At 59.7% G+C, this 18982-nt stretch carries 17 protein-coding genes; 2 read left to right on the top strand and 15 right to left on the bottom strand.

What is annotated here, in order from left to right:
- Nucleotides 1-4: 4 nt before the first annotated feature.
- The 6 genes from asnB to ACXJKE_RS04550 all read right to left on the bottom strand — a co-directional run bounded on the left by asnB (nucleotide 5) and on the right by ACXJKE_RS04550 (nucleotide 7560).
- Nucleotides 5-1759, bottom strand: a complete 1755-nt coding sequence (gene asnB / locus ACXJKE_RS04525) for an asparagine synthase (glutamine-hydrolyzing) (RefSeq protein WP_457279363.1) — start codon at nucleotides 1757-1759, stop codon at nucleotides 5-7.
- 9 nt (nucleotides 1760-1768) lie between these two features.
- Complete coding sequence (gene gcvPB / locus ACXJKE_RS04530; protein ID WP_457279364.1) at nucleotides 1769-3193, bottom strand: aminomethyl-transferring glycine dehydrogenase subunit GcvPB; 1425 nt, start codon at nucleotides 3191-3193, stop codon at nucleotides 1769-1771.
- A gap of 1 nt (nucleotide 3194) precedes the next feature.
- Nucleotides 3195-4568, bottom strand: coding sequence for an aminomethyl-transferring glycine dehydrogenase subunit GcvPA (gene gcvPA, locus ACXJKE_RS04535; RefSeq protein ID WP_457279365.1), 1374 nt, complete (start codon nucleotides 4566-4568; stop codon nucleotides 3195-3197).
- Nucleotides 4569-4689: 121 nt separating this feature from the next.
- Entirely contained in the window at nucleotides 4690-5244 is a 555-nt protein-coding gene (locus ACXJKE_RS04540; protein WP_457279366.1) for a sugar transferase, read from the bottom strand.
- Nucleotides 5241-6056, bottom strand: a complete 816-nt coding sequence (locus tag ACXJKE_RS04545; RefSeq protein ID WP_457279367.1) for an aldolase/citrate lyase family protein — start codon at nucleotides 6054-6056, stop codon at nucleotides 5241-5243. The genes ACXJKE_RS04540 and ACXJKE_RS04545 overlap by 4 nt, the downstream gene beginning before the upstream one ends.
- A gap of 22 nt (nucleotides 6057-6078) precedes the next feature.
- A complete protein-coding gene (locus ACXJKE_RS04550; protein WP_457279368.1) occupies nucleotides 6079-7560 on the bottom strand; it encodes a lipid II flippase MurJ in 1482 nt (493 codons plus the stop codon).
- Nucleotides 7561-7712: 152 nt separating this feature from the next.
- Between ACXJKE_RS04550 and lysS the strand changes: the two genes are divergently transcribed.
- A complete protein-coding gene (lysS, locus tag ACXJKE_RS04555) occupies nucleotides 7713-9233 on the top strand; it encodes a lysine--tRNA ligase (protein WP_457279369.1) in 1521 nt (506 codons plus the stop codon).
- A gap of 134 nt (nucleotides 9234-9367) precedes the next feature.
- Nucleotides 9368-9880, top strand: a complete 513-nt coding sequence (locus ACXJKE_RS04560; RefSeq protein WP_457279370.1) for a YgjP-like metallopeptidase domain-containing protein — start codon at nucleotides 9368-9370, stop codon at nucleotides 9878-9880.
- 131 nt (nucleotides 9881-10011) lie between these two features.
- Here ACXJKE_RS04560 and nagZ read toward each other — a convergent pair whose 3' ends face one another.
- The 9 genes from nagZ to lepA form a co-directional block, all read right to left on the bottom strand.
- Entirely contained in the window at nucleotides 10012-11070 is a 1059-nt protein-coding gene (nagZ, locus tag ACXJKE_RS04565) for a beta-N-acetylhexosaminidase (protein ID WP_457279371.1), read from the bottom strand.
- 63 nt (nucleotides 11071-11133) lie between these two features.
- Nucleotides 11134-11532 carry a holo-ACP synthase gene (gene acpS / locus ACXJKE_RS04570; RefSeq protein WP_457279372.1) on the bottom strand — a complete coding sequence of 133 codons (399 nt, stop codon included), beginning with the start codon at nucleotides 11530-11532 and terminating at the stop codon, nucleotides 11134-11136.
- Between the two features lie 139 nt (nucleotides 11533-11671).
- Nucleotides 11672-12478, bottom strand: a complete 807-nt coding sequence (locus ACXJKE_RS04575; RefSeq protein ID WP_457279373.1) for a pyridoxine 5'-phosphate synthase — start codon at nucleotides 12476-12478, stop codon at nucleotides 11672-11674.
- Between the two features lie 12 nt (nucleotides 12479-12490).
- A complete protein-coding gene (gene recO / locus ACXJKE_RS04580; protein ID WP_457279374.1) occupies nucleotides 12491-13240 on the bottom strand; it encodes a DNA repair protein RecO in 750 nt (249 codons plus the stop codon).
- Between the two features lie 151 nt (nucleotides 13241-13391).
- Complete coding sequence (era, locus tag ACXJKE_RS04585) at nucleotides 13392-14339, bottom strand: GTPase Era (RefSeq protein ID WP_457279798.1); 948 nt, start codon at nucleotides 14337-14339, stop codon at nucleotides 13392-13394.
- Nucleotides 14340-14513: 174 nt separating this feature from the next.
- Nucleotides 14514-15215, bottom strand: a complete 702-nt coding sequence (gene rnc / locus ACXJKE_RS04590) for a ribonuclease III (RefSeq protein WP_457279375.1) — start codon at nucleotides 15213-15215, stop codon at nucleotides 14514-14516.
- Nucleotides 15216-15557, bottom strand: a complete 342-nt coding sequence (locus tag ACXJKE_RS04595; protein WP_457279376.1) for a DUF4845 domain-containing protein — start codon at nucleotides 15555-15557, stop codon at nucleotides 15216-15218.
- Between the two features lie 72 nt (nucleotides 15558-15629).
- On the bottom strand, nucleotides 15630-16601 hold the full coding sequence (gene lepB, locus ACXJKE_RS04600) for a signal peptidase I (RefSeq protein WP_457279377.1): 972 nt from the start codon (nucleotides 16599-16601) through the stop codon (nucleotides 15630-15632).
- 11 nt (nucleotides 16602-16612) lie between these two features.
- Nucleotides 16613-18424, bottom strand: a complete 1812-nt coding sequence (gene lepA, locus ACXJKE_RS04605) for a translation elongation factor 4 (protein WP_457279378.1) — start codon at nucleotides 18422-18424, stop codon at nucleotides 16613-16615.
- Between the last annotated feature and the right edge of the window lie 558 nt (nucleotides 18425-18982).

Consider the following 18982-nt stretch of genomic DNA (forward strand, 5'->3'; position numbering starts at 1 on the left):
TTAATTATGCGTTTTCGGGAAAAAATTCCTGCAACCAGAGCTTCGTCATCAACAGAGTACGTAGCTGTTTCGTATGGTTATGCAAACCACTGCGGTGCTCCTCCAGCATCACCAGCAGCTCATTGCGGTCGAAGCGGCCGCCATCAGGCAGGTTCAGCACTTCGCGTGCCCAGGTATAAAGCGGCCCTTTGATCCACTCGCCAATCGGCAGGGTCGGCATGGTCTTGGGACGGAAGACGAAATCGTGGTCGAAATAGCTCGCCGCGGCCTGCTTGAGAAAATGCTTGCCGATGCCATCGCGGAACTTTGAAGTCACTGGTAGGCGTGCAAACATTTCGCTGACCCGGTGGTCGAGAAAAGGTGCACGGCCCTCGATTGACCAGCAGGCTCCCATACGGTCACCCTTGACCGAATTATTGCCCGGCATGAGTGAGTTGAGTTCATAGGCTGCAACCTGCTCTGCCGGCTCAAGGTCGCCGAATGGCTCGATGATTTCCATAAACCTGTCCAGGGCGCCCTGGGTGTGCGGGAAAAAAGCCGGGCTCATCATCCGCTGACGGTCTTTTTCGGTGCTGTAGCTGATCAGGTCGAAGTAGCTGCGCATCGGAAAATTGGTGCGTGTCATTTCCGAGAAAAACTGTTCGTTGTGACGGAAGCCGAGCATCACCTCGTCAGGTCCATCACCCGTGAACATCACGATTTTTCCCTGCTTGTGTGCCTCACGCGAGAGCAGGAAGAATAAAAAAAATGAAAAATCACCGTGTGGCTGTTCCGCGTGCCGCACCACAGTTTGTGCAATCTCAGGAATGTCGGCTGGCTTGATATCAAGCGGCTTCAGATTGATATCGAGCTCCGATGCCACACGCTCAGCATAGGAATACTCCGAAAACCCCTTGTCCTCGATGCGCAAGCCGATTGCATCGAGTTGCGGCCGGTTCCATTGCGGCACCAGCCGATTGGCGATCACCGACGAGTCGACACCGCCAGAAAGAAACAGGCCACCGTCGACGTCAAACCTCATTTGCAGCTTGATTGCCTCGTTAAGTGCCTGCTCAAGCTGTTCCTGAGACGCTTCAACACGCGGACCATCGAGGGGCCAGCTCCAGTAGCGCACCGGTTCGGAGAATTTTCCCGCTCCATAGCGCATAAAAGTGCCGGGCGGCAGATGGCGAATGCCCTCAAAGCAAGTCTCCGGCGGAGGGCAATAGTTGAAGGTAAAGACATTGCCAAGCGCGGATTCATTGACTTTGCGTTTAAATTTCGGCAGCGCAAGGATGGCCTTTATTTCACTGGCGAAAGCCAGGCCGCCTTGATAAGGGGCATAAAAGCACGGCTTGATGCCCTGGCGGTCACGCGCAAGCATGCCGGTTTCTGTTCGTTGGTCCCAGATAAAAAAAGCGAACATGCCGACCAGGTCGTCGAGCATTTTTTCGCCTTTTTCGCACCAAAGGTGCACCAGCACCTCGGTGTCGCAGCGCGACTTGAACTTGTAGCCCTTGGCCTTGAGCTGTTCGCGCAACTCAATGAAATTGAAGATTTCGCCGTTGAAAACAACCCAGACCTTGCCGTCGGTACTCGACATGGGCTGCATGCCGTTTTCGGGATCCACCACTGCAAGTCGTGCGTGACCCAGCACCGCCTGCCCAAGGTCCTCCACCCCCTGCTCATCGACCCCACGGTACTTGATGCAGTCGATCATCTTCCAGACATCATCTTTGGTCGTACCCGCAGCGTTGACCACGCCAGCTATTCCACACATGGCAAATCCTTAAGTCTTCAAATCAATTCGTGCAATTTTTCGGCTCAGCGGTGCACTTTCGACAAGCGCTTCATCGGTAGCATCCTCATCAAAGACCCGCTGGAAAATTTCCACCTGGTAGTCCAGGCTGGCCTTGGTCTCTGTTTCGGTTGGCTCGATCAACATCGCCGACTTGAGGTCACCCGGGAAATAAACGCAGCCCGCACCTACCAGCGTTGGCGGATGGATGCCGTAATCGATGAGCCGCTTGGCGAACTGGCGTGCCGATGTATTGAGCTTCTCGCCCGACAACAGGGTTTCATGCTTGCAGAACTGGTCGTAAACCGGCGGCAGCATTGGCGCCAGCCGGTGCTGCAGGTAATTGGCGTTCAGCACCGCATTTTCGGACGCCTGGCGCAAGCCGGCCCCACCCATAGTGCGCAAGTAGCCGTAAGCACGCAGCAACACACCAACATGGCCGTGGAAGCTTTTCATGCGACCGATGGAAAGCGGCCTGTCGTCGTCTCGTTGAGCCACGCCGTTCTTTCGAACTGCGACCGGGCTCGGCAGATAGGCAGCCAGCGCGGCCTTGACCGCGACCGGGCCGGCGCCCGGTCCACCGCCGCCATGCGGCGTCGAAAAAGTCTTGTGCACATTGACGTGAACTACGTCAAAACCCATGTCGCCGGGACGCACGATACCCATCAGTGCATTGAGATTGGCACCATCGTAATAGAGCAATGAACCGTTGGCATGAACCGCATCGGCAATCTCGACGATCTGGTCCTCAAACAGGCCCAGAGTTGAGGGATTGGTCAACATGAAAGCCGCGACATCGGAGGTCAACATCCCGCGCAGCGCGGCAAGATCGACCCGGCCCTTGAGGTCGGACGGCACGATACGGCAGTCAAAGCCCGCCATGGCCGCCGACGCCGGGTTGGTGCCATGTGCCGAGTCGGGTACCAGCACCACCGGGCGACGGGTATTCAGCCGCGCAAAATGTGCACGGATCACCAGCAGGCCTGCGAGTTCGCCATGGGCACCGGCAGCAGGTGCCAGGCAGCAGGCGTCCATCCCCGTAACCTCGCAAATCATGGCCTGCAGCCTCTCGTACATTTCCCAGACGCCGCCGAGCGTGTCGGTATCCTGCATCGGGTGGGCATTGGCAAAACCAGAAAGACGTGCGAGCTCGTCATTGCGCTTCGGGTTGTATTTCATCGTGCACGAGCCCAGCGGATAGGGCCCGTTGTCGACACCATGAGACTCCTGGCTCAGGCGAGTGAAATGCCTGACGACGTCAACCTCGCTGACTTCGGGCAGTCCAATGGCGGTACGGGCTCGTGCAAAAATCGGCAGCGCAGGCGTCTTCCCGGACAGGCGTCCGGCAAAGACATCGCTGGCCGCGCCAGAGCGGTGCAATTCGGTGATGGTCTGGGAGGCGGACGTAGCAGCCATCTCAGCACTCCTGCAGGCAAGCCCGCGCATGCGTGGCATAAGCCTCGATATCAGCGCGTGATTTGGTTTCAGTGACCGCGACCAGCAGGCCGTTCTTGTGGCCCGCCAACGCAGCCGCGATGGGCACACCCGCGAAAAATCCGAGCTTGCGCATGCGCGCACAAAAGGCCGTGGCGGCAACAGGCAATTCAATCGAAAATTCGTTGAAAAAAGCGCCGCTGCGCAGCGACCTGACGCCGGGCAGCGCAACCAGCAGCTCGTGCAGCAGGGCTGCATTCGCCGCATTAGCCTCAGCGATTCGCATGAAATTTGCGTCACCCAGGCACGCCAGGTAGATTGCAACGCGAATCGCATTGAGCGCCTGGTTGGAACAAATGTGGCTGGTAGCCTTGTCGCGTGCCACGTGCTGCTCGCGATCTTCCTTGACCAGCGCGTAACCAAGTTTTCCGTTGAGGTCGTGCACCCGGCCGACCAGCCGGCCCGGCAGGTACCGTTCAAGTGGTTTGCTGCAAGCAATGATGCCGACATAAGGCCCGCCTGCACTGAGCGGTAAACCAAGCGTTTGGCCTTCGCAGACAACAATGTCTGCCCCGAGCCTGCCAGGCGCTTCGATCCAGCCGCAAAGCAACGGGTTGACACACACCCCAAGCAGTGCCTGCCCTTGTTTGCAAATCGGCGAAAGTGCTGCGACATCCTCGACGACGCCAAGGGCATTGGGGCTTTGCAGCACGACACCGGCGATATCGCCGGACGCTAACAATGCGGCTATGGCCGCGACGTCGATCTGGCCAGTGCCAGCATCATGCCCTGCGCTATCGAGCCGAACACCACGCGGCTCCAGATAGGTAGTCAACACTTCGCGATATTCGGTCCAGAGCGCCTGAGCCACCACAATACGGCGCTTACCGGTGGCTGAACACATCATCCAGCACGATTCGGCAAGCGCCGTCGCACCGTCATACACCGAGCAGTTGACGGACTGCTGGCCCAGCAAGCGGCCCACAAGCACCTGAAACTCAAACAGGGCCTGTAGCAGGCCCTGGCTCATTTCGGGTTGATAAGGCGTGTAGGCCGTAAGGAATTCGCCGCGGGAAACGATGGCGTCGACAACGGCCGGAATGTAATGCTCGTAGGCGCCGCTGCCGAGAAAATTTGAATGCGTGAGTACTGTCTGGTTCAGCCCGGCCATCGCCGTGACATCACGCATTAGCTCCCATTCGCTAAGGGCAGGAGGAATGTCAAGCTCGCGCCGAAGGCGAACCTGCTGCGGCACATCGGCAAACAGCTGTTCCACCGAAAAAAGCCCTATTGCCTCAAGCATTGCCTGCCGGTCGGAGCCCGTGTGAACGTTGTAGCCGATCGGCTTTTGCTCCATGGGAGATTCAGCTTGTCTTTGATTCACGTTGTTTCAGCGGCCAGAGCGCTGCTTTGGGGAGTCGGCTGCAATAGCGGGATTATAGGGTCCGGCCCCTGCTGAAGCGGACAACCATGTCCCCTCAATTGGCATGTTTACCGCCGAGTTGGCGTACCGTTCCCCAGAGAATCCGGATATCGAGCCAGCATGAATTCTCCTGGACATATTGCTGGTCAAGGGCGCACTGTTGCTCAAACGAGATGTCCGAACGCCCGCTGATCTGCGCCAGGCCGGTGATTCCGGGCAACACGCTGCAGCGGCTTTCCCATTCGGCGGCTGTATACAGGGACCGCTCGGCCGGCACATGCGGCCTCGGGCCGACCAGGCTCATGTCACCTCGCAGCACATTGATCAATTGAGGCAGCTCGTCAATGCTGGTTCGCCGGATCCAGCGGCCCGCCCGTGTAATACGCGGATCGTTGTTCGCGGTGAAATGTGGTCCGAGCCCCGGGGCATTTCTGACCATGCTGCGAAATTTGTACATGTCAAATTCCCTGCCATTTTTTCCGATCCGCGTCTGACGAAAGAAAACCGGGAAACCGCTATCGAATCCGATCACAAGGGCTGCCAGCAGCAGCAATGGCGACAGCAGCAGTAGCGCCATAAACGACAGTGCCATGTCCATCAGGCGTTTCATGCGGGCCTTGCCGTCTGCGCGAGCTGGCCGATCAACGCGGCCACGCGTATGCGGTCGGCATCAATTTGTGCCGCGCTACGCTTCGCGAGTCCGGACTCGGCCTCGCGAAGCGCTTCCACCGCCGCCTCGAACGACTGTTCACCATCGGGCCGGTTGAAAGTCCGCGAAAGAATCACCGCCTGCGAACCCAGGCGCAAATGCTCACCCATAACATCGCGGCCGGGAAGTGAGCCCTCGTCTGCGCGGGCGATCCCGCCAAAGCCCATCGGTAAACCTCGCCGCCTTGCCGCTGCCGCTACGCGGTCAACATGGCCCTGGGCCAACGGCTCGAACATGAAGCGGCAGCCCATCGCCAAGTGCAGGTCATTCAGGCCGACGAAGACCTCTCCAAGCCCCGGCGTGTCCAGCCATTGCTCGAGTGATTCGAGCGCACCCACGGTTTCGAGCAGGGGCACTACCGGCACACGGCCATCGACGATTTCGCAGAAGCTCCGCAATTCCTGCGCGGTCGAAAACATCGGAAGCATCAGCAGGTCGGCCCCTTGCGCAAGCACAGCATCGACCTCCGCACGGGCTGCAGCTGGCTGATCGAGCCGGTATGGATTGACGCGGACCATGAGACGCGAGTGCCGTAAAACTGCCTTGACACGGCCCACATCGTCAATCTGGTGCGTACTGATGAAAGTGTTGCGCCCGGCCTGGCGCTCGGCCTTGCCATTGCGCTCAAGATCGACAAACAGCCGCATGGCCGGCATCCGGTCACAGCGTTTCGCCAGCTCTGGCTGGTTGGTAATGGTCAGTAAGTCAATCATGGGACGAAAGAGGAATAAGCCATTATTGCCCGCCGGCCTGCGGCACGGCCAACGGCTGGCGGCCCAGAAAACTGCGCAGCAAAGGGCTGGCCAGCAGCGCGCTGGCCAACACCACTACCGCAAAAAAACTGGCTGCCAGCGCGCTGGGCAGAAAATTCCAGCGGCCAAACCAGCGACTGGCCGCTACCAGAAGCAGGCAAGCGGCCAATGGGGCAAGCATGGCACGCCACGGCAGCGCCCGGTGAAGCTGCTCGCGCTCGGCAAACAACATGGCGAGGGTGATGCCAGCCAATACAGCATTGAGCGCACCCATCACAAGCGCGCCTCCGGCAAGCCCGGACCAAGCTGCAACGGCGAGCGCAGCCAGGCCGGCGACATAAGCCCAGACCGCGCGGTGCATATGCCCCGATGCAGCCATGACTGTCAGCAATACGGCGATCAAAGCCTGTGGCAGCAGTGACCAGATACCGATGGCCCCCCAGCGCGCAATAACTTCCAGATGCCCGGCATCCATGCGGCCCCAGCCAAACAGCAGTTGAGCAAGCGGCAGCGAAAAGCTGCCCACCACGGCAATCGCTGCGCAAGCCAGGGCCCAGGCCAGGAGAAAGGCAATTTGCAAAGCCCTGTCGCGTTCCGCAGAGCCCGCTTGGGTGCGGGTGATTGCCGGAAAAGCCAGGCTGGCCACGAGCTGCACCGCGAGCACCAGCGGCAACTCCACCAGCTTCCAGGCGTAATTAAAGTCTGCGAGGGCCCCCTCCCCGGCCTGGGACGCCAGGCTGCGCCCCATCAGGGGCAACAGCAGCAGCAGGCCCGAAGACAGGCCGGCCCATATCCATATGCCCGCAGCAGGCGGGGCCGGCATAGCCATCGCCGCCGGATCAGTCGGCGCAGCCTGCGGAAGCCGCCAGCCCAGCCAGCCGAGGCGCGCGACCATCGCCAGCACAAGGAAGCAGCCCAGGATAAAGACAGTTCGATCTCCGCTGTTTTGCGGCGCCAGGAACAGCGCAAAAACCAGCAGCAGGTTGACCACGAGATTACCGCTGTACATGCCTACGAAATCCCGTTCATGCTGCAACCGCGTTACCCAGAGCGCGGCCAGCATGGCCAGCGGCAGCACGGCGGCGCTCCAGGCCAGCGAGTCGCGGCCAAGGATGGCCATGTCGCCCCGCAGGCCAGGTGCAAGCGCATGGGACAGCGCCCCCCGAAGTAACCAGATCAGCAAAGCCAGCACAAGACCAGTGCCGAGCAGCGCCCGTGCGACTTTTTTCTGGCTGGCATCCTGTTGCGCAGGCGTTTGGCGCGCCCATTCCGGCAACAACACGTAACCCAGGGCGCCGCTGAACAATATGCCGACCAGCAAGTCCGGCAGGGTGAACATCACAATCACCGCGTCGCCAAGTCCGGTGGCGCCAAAAGCAGCGGCCTGGGCCGATTCCCGCAGGAGGCCGAGCAGGCGGCTGGCCATGAGCAAACCCAGGGAAAAAACGCCGGCGCGCAGGTACATAGGCGGGATTATCAAGGCTTAAATAGGGGCAGCCGGCCCTGAATGGGGAAACCAGCCACTTAAAAAACTAAAATCAACGGTTTGGCGCTTTATCCGCACAGCCACAAAACCGGCCTGATAGCGGCGCCCCGATCGTTTTCACACTTCTGACCATGTCCGATAACAACACCTTGCCCCCCGCCCAAGACGAAAACAAGCTGATCGCGGAACGCCGCGAAAAGCTCAAGGCCATCCGGAGCCAGGGGATTGCGTTCCCGAACGACTTCAAGCCGTCCGACCACGCGGGCAAGCTGCACGCCATGCACGGCGGCAAGGATGGCGAGGCGCTGGCCGCCGAGGCGGTTCCCGCGAAAATCTCCGGCCGCATGATGCTCAAGCGTGTCATGGGGAAGGCGAGTTTTGCCACCCTGCAGGACAGCACCGGGCGTATCCAGATTTTCCTCACGCGCGACGAAATAGGCGAAGAGCTCTATGCCGCTTTCAAGCATTGGGACCTGGGTGACATCGTCGCGGCAGAAGGCAAGGTCTTCAAGACCAAGACCGGCGAGTTATCCATCCACGCCACCAGCGTGCGCCTGCTGACCAAGAGCCTACGCCCCCTTCCTGGAGATTTTTATGGCATGGCCGACCAGGAGCAGAAATACCGCCAGCGTTATGTGGACCTGATCACCGACGAGCAGGCACGCAAGCGTTTCACCGCCCGCAGCAAGGCCGTCAGCTCTATCCGTGAATTCATGGTCGGCCACGACTTCCTGGAAGTCGAGACGCCGATGCTGCACCCCATCCCGGGCGGTGCCAATGCCAAGCCGTTCAAGACGCACCACAACGCGCTGGACCAGGAAATGTTCCTGCGCATCGCGCCGGAGCTTTACCTCAAGCGCCTGATCGTCGGCGGTTTTGACCGCGTCTTCGAGATCAACCGCAGCTACCGCAACGAGGGCATCTCGGTACGGCACAACCCTGAATTCACCATGATGGAGTTCTACGCGGCCTACTGGGACTACAACGACCTGATGGACTTCACCGAAGCATTGATTCGCGACGCAGCCCAGAAAGCCGTGGGCACGCTACAGCTGAGCTACGGCGGCAAGGAAGAAAAAGTCGACCTCGCCAAACCCTTTGCCCGCCTGACCATTCGCGAAGCCATCCTCAAGCACACCGAAGCCGGCAACAACGTCGATGACACCGTGTGGCTGACGAATGCGCTGCGCAAGCTGGGCATGAACGAGGAAAAAGACCGTCTGTCTACACGCTCCCTGGCCGGCCTGCAGGTGCTGTATTTCGAAGAGCTGGTCGAAGAAAAGCTCTGGCAACCGACCTTCATCATGGAGCACCCGACCGAAATCTCCCCCCTGGCCCGCGCCAATGACAGCCGCCCTGAGGTGACAGAGCGCTTTGAGCTCTACATCACCGGCCGCGAATTCGGCAATGGTTTCAGTGAGCTGAACGACGCTGAAGAGCAGGCCGCGCGCTTTAACGCCCAGGTAGCCGCCAAGGACAGCGGTGACGACGAAGCCATGTTTTATGACCACGACTTCATCCGCGCGCTGGAATACGGCATGCCGCCGACCGGCGGCTGCGGCGTCGGCATAGACCGGCTGATGATGCTGCTGACCGACAGCCCCAGCATCCGCGATGTGATTCTGTTCCCCGCGCTGCGACGTGAGGTTTAGCCCACGATCGCGCACTTCGCCATACGCGATTCCACACCAGCAGGGGCCGCGGGACTGGCTTTGCCAGACCGCTGGCGCCGCCCCCTTGAGGGGGAACAGGCTACACGCAGTGAGCCTGGACGGGGGTGAACCATATGCCACTCAAATACCTTCTCGGCTACCCCGACAGTCTGCAGACCCAGGTGCAGCAGTTGCTGGCGCAAGGCCGGCTGGGTGAGGTGCTGCTCGCCAAATACCCCCTTGCCCATGGCGTGCGGACGGACAAGGCCCTGTACGACTACGTGATGGGGCTCAAAAGCGAGTTTTTACGCAGCTCGGAGCCACTCTCCAAAGTCGCGTTTGACAGCAAGCTGCACGTGATTGCCCATGCGCTGGGCACACACACCACCGTTTCCAGGGTCCAGGGCAGCAAACTCAAAGCCAAGCGTGAAATCCGGGTGGCCACGCTGTTCAGGGAAGTGCCGGAAGAGTTTTTGCGGATGATTGCGGTGCACGAGCTGGCCCACATCAAGGAAAAAGCGCACGACAAGGCTTTTTACCAGCTCTGCACCCATATGGAGCCGCGCTACCACCAGTATGAATTTGACCTGCGGGTGTACCTGACGCATATGGATGCGGTGGGCCGGCTGGAGTGGCCTTCAGCCTGACCCCACTGCGGTGTGGTCACAGCCGCCCGCGCGGGTCCCGAATCGGTCAAATTTACAAGAAAAATGCCTGAGACCCAATACAGTCTTGCGCCAACAGCTATTTATTTAATAGCATCTCCGGCAAACGCATCTCAGGGAATCAGTCCCATCGCGTGCATGTAGGCAGGGTGCAGCATCAGTTCGTCCCATTCGTGGGCTGGGATGGCGGGCAGCAGGTCCAGCCGGCGCAGCTCGCTGGACTCCAGCGCTTCCCACTGGCCCTTGAGCAGCGCCTCGGCCATGCCGTCCAGCAGTTCGTCCACCGGTTTGCCCTCCCCCACCGACTGGTTGCACAGCAGGACCATGTCGCAGCCGGCGTTAAGCGCCGTGACAGCAGCCTCGGTGTAGCTGACTTCCTTGCCGTCAATGAGGCGTGCGCCGGCCATGCTCAGGTCGTCGCTGAAAATCGCGCCGCCAAAACCCAGCTGGCCGCGCAGGATGTAGGTCAGCCACTTTTCCGAAAAACCTGCCGGCCTGGCGTCCACCTTGGGGTAGATCACATGCGCCGGCATCACGCTGGTGAGCGTGGTGTTCAGCCACTCATAAGGCGCGGCGTCGTCGGCCAGAATGGCCTTCAGGCTGCGTTTGTCGACCGGGATGTCGGTATGGGAGTCGGCCTTGACGAAACCATGGCCGGGGAAGTGCTTGCCACAATTGGCCACACCGGCCTGCAGCAGGCCGTGCATCAGGCTTTTGGCCAGCAGCGTGACCACGCGCGGGTCGCGGCCAAAGGCGCGGTCGCCGATGACCCCGCTTTCACCCCAATCGAGGTCCAGCACCGGCGTGAAACTGAAATCAACGCCGCAAGCGCGCAACTCGGCACCCAGCACGTAGCCACAGGCGGTGGCGGCGTTGGTGGCCGCAAGCTGGTCCTTCATCCACAGCGAGCCCAGCGCGCGCATGGGCGGCAGGTGGGTAAAACCATCCGTCCTGAAGCGCTGCACGCGCCCGCCTTCGTGGTCCACGCAAATCAGCAAGTCCGGCCGGATGCTCTTGATCTCAGCACAGAGCGCGCTCAGTTGCCGGCGGTCTTGCCAGTTGCGGCCAAACAGGATGATCCCGCCGGTCAATGGGTGCTTGAGGCGCCGGCGGTCGGCCTTGGTCAGCGTGAGGCCGGCGATGTCGATGATGAGGGGAGCGTGCTGGGTCATGGGATTGAAATCAGGAATTAAATACTATTAAATTGATAGCTGCTAGCGCAATATTGACGGGCGCTAGGGGCTATTTTTCTCTACAACCACAAAACTGGCGGCGTAATCGGTTTCGTCGGTGACGGACACATGGGCAGTGAGCTGGCGGGCTTCAAACCAGGCCTTGAGCGTGCCGTGCAGCACGATCTCGGGTTTGCCGCTGGGCGCCTTGGCGATTTCACAGCTGCGCCACGTCATGGGCATCCGCATGCCGGTGCCGATCGCCTTGCTGAAAGCTTCTTTGGCTGAAAACCGGGTGGCAAGGTAGCTGACGCCGCGGTCGGGCCAGCGGGCGCTGCGGTGTTTCCAGGTGGCAAGTTCACCGTCGCTCAGAATCCTGCGGGCAAACCGTTCACCATGCCTCTCAAGGCTGGCGCGGATGCGGCGCACGTCGCAGATGTCAGTACCGATTCCGTAGATCATTCTGCCCGCACAGTCGCTGCCGTAAGGTGACACAAAACAGGCCAGCTCGAGCCGTGGAACCGGCTTTGCCGGGCCACAGGCGGGCGGCCCCCTCGGGGGGCAGCGACCCACACGCAGTGGGGGAGCGTGGGGGCTCCAATCATGCGGGGGCGAATGCCTGGGTGATGCTAAGCAGGTAACGCCGGGTGGTCGCGGCGTAACCCAACTCGAGGGCGTCGGCAACAAAAGCGTGGCCTATCGACACCTCCAGCACATTGGGTACTTCTCGCACAAACTCCGTGAGGTTGTCGCGGTTCAGGTCGTGGCCCGCGTTGATGCCCAGGCCGGCTGCCGCAGCGGCCTGGCCCGCACGGGTAAAGCGCGCCAGAACTTCGGCCTTTTCAGGAGTTGCCCAGGCGCGCGCGTAGGTCTCGGTATAAAACTCCACCCGGTCGGCGCCCACGGCCTTGGCCGCTGCCATGGCTTCGGGAATCGGGTCCATGAAAAGACTGACCCGCACACGGCGGTCATGCACCTGTTCTATCAGGGGCTGCAGGCGCTCAGCGTCTTCGGGGAAATTCCAGCCGTGGTCGCTGGTGAACTGGTCTTCGCTGTCGGGCACAAAGGTGCATTGGTGCAGCGGCAGGCCCCGGGCGGCCAGATCGTGCACAAAGCCCATCAGATTCTGGAACGGGTTGCCTTCGATGTTGAATTCGCGGTCTGGCCAGTCCTTCATCAGCGCGGCGAGTTCAAAGACGTCGTCACGGCGGATATGCCGCTCGTCGGGCCGCGGGTGCACCGTGATGCCCTGTGCACCAGCTTCCAGGCACAGCTCGGCGGCACGGCGCACGCTAGGAATATCCAGGTGGCGGGAATTTCGCAACAGGGCGACCTTGTTGACGTTGACCGACAGTGCGGTCTTGTCATACACATGGGACACGAGGGGAGCGGGCGAAAGGAGTTTCATGGCGGTTGCTCGTTAGAAAGCTTGCAGGTCCATCATCATCTGCCGGGTTTTCAGGACCTTGACGCCGCAATGGTAGTGCAGCAGCCCGCGCAACTGGGTTTTAAGCTCATTGAAGCCGGGGATACAGGCCCGTACCGTGTCAGAGAACAGCGCCTCGTCACCCAGCGCCTGCTGCAGCGCCTGCCATTGCCCGCCGGGCAGGCTGACGCGATCGTCGTCGTGCGCTTGCCGGAGCCCCGCCTCTGGCACCAGCACATAGCGGGTGTCCGGATCGAGCGGCGCCAGCGTGGCGGTTTCGGCGTCCAGCAGGGGTAAAAGGCCGATGTCGCGCAGCAGCCGCAGCTCAAACGCGCGCAACGCCAGCTGCAGGGTTTCGGCACTTTGTGCGGCGATCAATTGCACCGTGGCGGCGTAGGCGTCAAACAGCACCGGATGCGGGTCGTCACGCGCCATCAGGCGCATCAAGAGCTCGTTGAGGTAATAGCCCGACAGCAATGCATCCCCCGTGGGCATGACGTGGCCGCCCTGCCACTCAGCGCTTTTCAGGGTGCGGATTTCAGCATCGCCGCCAAAGGCGATATGCAGCGGCTGCAAAGGCAACAAGATCGGCCGGAAGCTGGAGCTGGGCTTCTTCGCCCCCCGCGCCACCAGAGCCACCCGGCCATATTTACGGGTGAACACCTCCAGGATCAGGCTGGACTCACTCCAGTCGTAGCGGTGCAGGACGTAGGCGGGTTCATCGCCGATGCGCTTGGTGGCCATGTGGTTCAGGAGGCCAGGCAGGAAACCAGCAGCGAGAACTGAGGGAACTCCCCCTTCAAGCCGGGGCCGCGGAACCGGCTTTGCCGGGCCGCAGGCGCAGCGGCCCCCTCGGGGGGCAGGGAGCTACACGCAGTGAGCGACCGTGGGGGCCTCATTCATACCCGAATGTCTTGACCCGGGCCTCATCGTCGGCCCAACCCGAACGGACCTTGACCCAGATCTCCAGGAACACCTTGCCGCCCGTGAGGGTTTCAAGCTCATGCCGGGCTTCAGTGCCGATGCGTTTGAGCTTTTCACCCTTCTCGCCAATGATCATGCCTTTGTGGCCGTCACGCTCCACCACGATGGTGGCGGCAATTTTGCGCAGGGTGCCCTCTTCTTCATACCGGTCAATGATGACCGTTGAGGTGTAGGGAAGTTCGTCCCCCGTGAGGCGAAAGAGCTTCTCGCGAATGATTTCCGCCGCCATGAAGCGATCGCTGCGGTCGGTCAATTCGTCGGCACCGTACATCCAGGGCTGGACCGGCAGGTATTTTTCGCAAATGCCGAACAGGCGCTCGATGTCCTTGGCGTTGTTGGCCGACATCGGCACGAACTCGGCGAAATTGTGCCGCTCCTGCATTTCCTTGAGCCAGGGCGCGATCTCGGCGCGGCGGTGAATCAAATCAAACTTGTTAGCCAGCAAAATCGCGGGTGTCTTTTCGGGCAGCAGAGCCAGAACCTTGGCGTCGGCCTGGTTGAATTGACCGGCTTCCACCACAAAGACAATCAGGTCCACATCATTGACGGCGCCGACCACAGTGCGGTTCAGCGAGCGGTTCAGCGCGTTGCCGTGCCGGGTCTGGAAGCCCGGCGTGTCCACGAAGACATACTGCGTTGCCTTGACCGTGCGCATGCCGGTGATGCGGTGGCGCGTGGTCTGGGCCTTGCGCGAGGTGATGCTGATCTTTTGTCCCACCAGGGCATTGAGCAGAGTGGACTTGCCCACGTTGGGCTTGCCGACGATGGCGATCAGGCCACAGCGCTGCTCGCCGGCGGACGATGTGTCAGCAGCGGCGGGCACGGCCGCGCCGCGCGAGGACAGCGCCTGCGCCAGCATGGCTTCCAGCGCATCGGGCGGCTGCACGGCTTCCGGGGCTTTGGCTTGACGCTTTTTCGGCGCGACTGCAGGGGGAGTCGCCGCAGCAACTACCGGTTTTTTCGGTTCTTTTTTACCTGTACTCATAATCTTGGTGTGTTGGCCTGCGGCCTTCGGGCGGCTGCCGGCTCGGAGTCAGGAATCCAGTGTCTTGACAAACATCAGCATGGCTGCGGCGGCGGCTTGTTCGCCGGCCCGGCGGGAGCCGCCGATCCCGCGCTCGGCCCGGCCATATTCAGTGATCTCGCATTCCACATCGAAGGTCTGCTTGTGGGCCGCACCCATGGTACCCACCACGCGATAAATCGGCAGGTTCATTTTGCGCCCCTGCAACCACTCCTGCAATTCGGTTTTCGGATCTTTGCCGATGGCCTGCATCTGGGGGTTGATTTCCACGTCCTTGAACAGCCGGCGCACCAGCAGGTTGGCCGCCTCAAAGCCGGCGTCCAGGTAAACGGCGCCTATGACAGCTTCCAGCGCATCGGCGAGGATGGAGGGCCGCTTCTGTCCGCCTGATTTTGCCTCGCCTTCGCCCAGCCGTACCAGATCCGGCAAGCCAAGCACGACGGCAAGTTTGTGCAGGGTGTCCTGCTTGACCAGGTTAGCCCGCACACGTGAAAGATCGCCCTCAGGCAGGGTGCTCAGTTGCTCGTAGAGCAACCCCGCGACAGCCAGGTTCAGGACGGAATCGCCCAGAAACTCGATACGCTCGTTATGGTCGGTTGAAAAGCTGCGGTGCGTCAGCGCTTGCTGGAGCAGCCTTGGGTCGGAAAAATCATGCTGCAGGCGCTTTTGCAGTGCCAGCAGACCAGGACTTGAGGTAGCACTCGCTCGCACTTACTTGGCACGGCCGTTGTACTTGAGCAGCAGATAAGCTGGGCCGGCCATGTGGATTTCCTTGTTATAGGCGAAAGACACCACAGTTTTGTCACCCTCTTTGGTCACTTCGATATCTTTGGCAGTAATTGACTTGATGTCGTCAATCTGGGCGGCCTTGTCAAAGATAGTTCTGGCCTCAGCCACGGTATTGCCTTCCCTCGCCTTTCCGGCGGCCTTGAGGATGGCCTGATATTCAATCAGCGTCGGGGCAACCTGGGCAGCCAAAATGCCACCACATACAAGAACGATGCCCACAAACAGAAGGCCAATAAAGGAAATGCCACGTTGACGATGTTTCATTTTTTCTCCTGCTCTGACTAGGAAGTCCTGTCGTATTGCCCCTGGTACACCAAAGTGTGCCAAAAAAAGCGGCTACTCGAAAGAACCGATACGCTTGAGGTTGCCGAAATTCATCCAGACAAAAAAGGCCTTGCCGACAATGTTTTTATCGGGAACAAACCCCCAATAACGGGAATCCAGCGAATTATCGCGGTTATCGCCCATCATGAAATACTGCCCCTCAGGCACCTTGCAGACAACGCCTTCGCTACTGTAACGGCAATTTTCCTTGAAAGGAAAGTCCATGACCTCCCGCTCATCGAGGCCGGCCCGCCGGGAGTCGTCATTCAGCAGGCGGTATTTCTTTGTCCCATTGACCTCTTCGAACTGTTTGGCGTAACGCAAAATATCTTCGTCAAAAAAGTCGGGCAAAGGCGTCTTGACCAGAGGCTTGCCGTTAATGGTCAGCTTCTTGTTCAGGTAGGCCACCTCATCCCCGGGCACACCCACCACCCGTTTGATGTAATCCAGGCTCGGTTTTGGCGGGTAGCGAAACACCATCACATCACCGCGCTGCGGGGTGTTGTTGTCCAGTACCTTGATATTGAGCACCGGCAAGCGAACGCCGTAATGGAATTTATTGACCAGGATCAGATCGTTGACGAGCAAGGTCGGGATCATGGAGCCAGAAGGAATCTTGAAGGGCTCAAACAGGAAGGAGCGCAACAGGAAAACCACCACGATCACCGGGAACAGGCCGGCGGTCCAATCCAGCCACCAGGGCTGCATGATGAGCCGGGTTCTGGCTTCGTCAACATGGTTGTCGACCTGGCTGATGCCTTTTCCGGCGAGCTCAGCCTGCCGCCTGGCAGCACTTTCCTCGAATGCCGCCGCCGCGCGGTAGCGCTGCGGCAAAAAGTAAAACCGCTCGGCCAGCCAGTAAATCCCGGTGACCACCGATGCCAGGAACAGCAGCAGGGAGAAGTTTCCGTCCACGACGCCGAAGTACCAGGCAGCGCCATAACCCACAAATGCGGCCAGCACCACGGCCGTGATCGTGCTCATTGCGCCGCGCATCAATCTTCCACCTGCAAAATGGCCAGGAAGGCTTCCTGGGGGACTTCAACGGAACCGATTTGTTTCATGCGTTTTTTACCCGCTTTTTGTTTTTCAAGGAGCTTGCGTTTGCGTGAAATATCGCCGCCGTAGCACTTGGCGATCACGTTTTTGCGCAGCGCCTTGATTGTCTCACGCGCAATAATATTGGCCCCGATCGCCGCCTGGATGGCCACATCGAATTGCTGCCGGGAAATGATCTCGCGCATTTTGGCCACCACCGCCCGGCCGCGGTAGGCCGACTGGCTGCGGTGGACGATGATGGACAGCGCGTCGACCTTCTCGCCATTCAGCAGGATGTCCACCTTCACCACATCGGATGCCCGGAACTCCTTGAATTCGTAGTCCATCGACGCATAGCCGCGGGAGACGGACTTGAGCTTGTCGAAGAAGTCCAGCACGATCTCGCCCAGCGGCATTTCATAGGTCAGCATGACCTGTTTGCCGTGGTAGGCCATGTTCAGCTGGATGCCGCGCTTCTGGTTGGCCAGCGTCATCACGGCGCCCACGTAGTCCTGCGGCATATACAAGTGCACGGTCACAATGGGCTCGCGGATCTCGTTAACCTTTCCGCCGTCGGGAATTTTGGAGGGATTTTCAACCTTGAGGAGGGTTCCGTCGGATTGGAGAACTTCATAGACCACACTGGGAGCCGTCGTGATCAGGTCCTGGTCGAATTCCCGCTCGAGCCGCTCCTGGACAATTTCCATGTGCAGCAGCCCCAGGAAACCGCAGCGAAACCCGAAACCCAGCGCCTCGCTGACCTCCGGCTCATAGTGCAGCGACGCATCATTGAGCTTGAGTTTTTCCAGTGCATCGCGCAGGGATTCGTATTCACTGGCCTCTGAGGGATACAGGCCGGCAAACACCGCAGGCTGGATTTCCTTGAAGCCGGGTAAGGCCTCGGTGGCGGTAAAGGCAGCGCCGCCTGTCCCGGGCTTGATCAGGGTCACGGTGTCGCCGACCCGCGCCGCCTGAAGCTCCTTGATGCCAGCGATGACAAAACCCACCTCGCCGGATTCGAGTGCCTGGCGAGGCTCGGTATGCGGAGTAAAGACGCCTAATTGCTCGGCGTTGTACATCGCCTCGCTGGCCATCAGCTTGATACGGTCACCCTTGGCAAGCCGGCCGTCCACAACACGCACCAGCATGACGACGCCCACATAAGCGTCGTACCAACTGTCAATGATCATGGCGCGCAACGGGCCGCCTGGATTACCTTTGGGCGGCGGAATCCTGGCAACGACGGCCTCCAGGATTTCATCGATGCCCATGCCCGTCTTGGCACTGCAGGGAATCGCATCGGTCGCGTCGATGCCGATCACTTCTTCGATTTCCTGCTTGGCGTTATCAGGGTCGGCTTGCGGCAAGTCCATCTTGTTGAGCACCGGCACGACTTCCACACCGAGGTCCAGCGCGGTGTAGCAGTTGGCGACGGTCTGCGCTTCCACACCCTGGCTGGCGTCCACCACCAGCAGCGCACCCTCGCATGCGGACAGCGAGCGGCTCACTTCATAAGAGAAGTCGACGTGGCCCGGCGTGTCGATCAGATTGAGGTTGTAGACCTCGCCGTTGAGTGCCTTGTATTTGAGCGCAGCGGTCTGCGCCTTGATGGTTATCCCACGCTCTTTTTCAATATCCATCGAATCCAGAACCTGCGCACTCATCTCTCTGTCCTGCAAACCGCCGCAGCGCTGGATGAGACGGTCAGCCAGCGTGGATTTGCCGTGATCAATGTGGGCAATGATCGAAAAATTTCTGATGTGATTCATCAACGAGAACGCCTAAGTACTTGAAAGTATTGCGAAGAGATTGAATGGAATTCGCGAGGGCCATAAAAAAGGGCGCGTCGAGTAGCGACGCGCCCTGAACCAACAATCTATGGCAACTGCGATAGTTGGAACTTCATTGTAGGCAAAAAGCCGGAGCCGAACAGTCCCGAAATGGCCATATTTTTGTCGTTGCAGGCTAGCAACATGGATCTTATGCACAACTTATTCACAATTTTATACTGCTTGTCTCTGGACAACTTGTGGGTGATCTGTGGAGCGTTCGGTATTACTCAAAATAAAGAGAGAAACCGGGTCTTTAGCCATTCCGATATATCGAAATAGCGCAGGCGGGAGCTCATATTCTACCGAAAACGGTCCATGGACCACCTCATTGTGAGCAATCACTAACAAAAAATGAGATCCGGCTCCTCGCAAAATATATTTTTGCGAAACACCAAATTTCCGCGCCAGACATCAAAAACCCCCATAGCCCGGCAGGGTATGGGGGTTAATGGCAGCCTCCCGGCTCTTGCTGTGACGCTGCGAGAAAGAGATCTA

It is taken from the genome of Polaromonas sp. P5_D5 (genome assembly GCF_054049435.1).